This is a genomic window from Streptomyces sp. NPDC002835 (genome assembly GCF_053591995.1).
On sequence record NZ_JBSFUW010000122.1, the window covers coordinates 1 to 1,686 of the forward strand.

1 protein-coding gene is annotated in these 1,686 nt (G+C 68.5%); it reads left to right on the forward strand.

Annotated elements, in window-relative coordinates:
* Window positions 1–124 precede the first annotated feature (124 nt).
* Window positions 125–1,531, forward strand: coding sequence for an IS1380 family transposase (locus ACWD01_RS37410; RefSeq protein ID WP_451168444.1), 1,407 nt, complete (start codon window positions 125–127; stop codon window positions 1,529–1,531).
* Window positions 1,532–1,686 lie beyond the last annotated feature (155 nt).

A 1,686-nucleotide genomic window follows, 5' to 3' on the forward strand; every position in this document is an offset into this window, starting at 1 on the left:
CTAGCCTCGCCGTTTCGCTTGGGTGCGGCGGCTGGTGGGGCGGAAACGCGAAAGTGCCTTCCTGACCTGGGACGATGAACCTTGCTGAGGGGTTCTATCGGTCCAGGCGGAGGGCACTTTCTACGTGCAGGGTATCGGGTTGCGTCCCAGGGTCCACGTCAGTGCCGATGGTGCGGGGGTGGTCGGTCATGTCGGGGCACGGTTGCTGGCGGATCTCGCTGATGCCACCGGTCTGAGCGCTGCGTATTCCGCCGCGCTCAGGCCGCTTCGACCGCGTGGGACCGGACATGATCCGGGCCGGATCGCCACCGACCTGGCGGTGATGCTGGCCGACGGCGGTGAGGCCATCGGGGATCTGGCCGTACTGCGTGACCAGGCAGGGGTGTTCGGCTCTGTCGCCTCGACACCGACGGCCTGGCGGCTGCTCGCCGACATCGACGAGAGGGCACTGGCTTCGCTGCGAACGGCCCGCGCCCAGGCCCGCGAAGTCGCCTGGCTGCAGGCCGCCGAGCACGGCGAGGGCATACCCGCAGCCAGTGCCGCGGGACGCACTCTGCCCGGGCTGGTCCTGGACCTCGATGCCACGCTGGTCTCCTGTCACTCCGAGAAACAGCAGGCCGCACCCACCTACAAGGGCGGCTTCGGCTTCCACCCGCTGCTGTGTTTCCTGGCCAACACCGGCGAGGCACTGTCCGGCCGGCTGCGGCCCGGCAATGCCGGCGCCAACACCGCCACCGACCACATCATGGTGCTCGACCAGGCACTCGCGCAGATTCCCGACGCCCACCGGCACGGAACCGACATCCTCATCCGCACCGACGGCGCCGGATCCGCGAAAGCCTTCCTCGCTCATATCCGTGACCTGCGGAAACGAGGGATCCGTACCTTCTTCTCGGCCGGATACTCCATCACCGGGCCGGTCCGCCGGGCCATTCGGGCCATGCCCGACCGCCTCTGGCATCCCGCCCTGGACCAGGACGGGACCTTGCGTGCCGGGGCCGAGGTCGCCGAGCTGACCGGCATGGTCGACCTGGACGGCTATCCGGCCGGCACCCGCATCATCGTGCGCCGGGAACGGCCGCACCCCGGCGCTCAGCTGTCCCTGTTCGACCAGGACGAGGGCCTACGGCATCAGGTGTTCCTCACCGACACCCCTTACTCGGGTGGTGGTTCCGCCCAGTTCCTGGAGGTCCGTCACCGCGGGCATACATGCGTCGAGGACCACATCCGGTGCGGCAAGGCCACCGGATTCGGCCGCTTCCCCTCCCGCGACTTCGGCATCAACGCCGTCTGGCTCGAACTCAGCCTCGCGGCAATCGACCTGCTGGCCTGGACCCGTTTCCTGCTACTGGACGGCGAGCTGGCCACCGCCGAACCGAAGAAGCTCCGCTACCGGCTGCTGCACGTCGCCGCCCGCCTCACCCGAGGAGGCCGACGCCTGCGACTACGGATATCGGCGACCTGGCCCTGGAGACACGAACTCGCCACAGCCTTCCACCGCCTCGCCGCACTGCCCCGTCCCGCCGGCTGACCGACGACCCCCTGCCCGCCCACGACCCGAAAGACCTTGGAGAACCCGACCACCGCGCCGGGACTCCACCATGCCCAAGCAGCAAAAACGCCTCACCCACCTGACAATTAACGATCAACAACGTCTCATCAACCCAACCGAAACGGCGAGGCTAG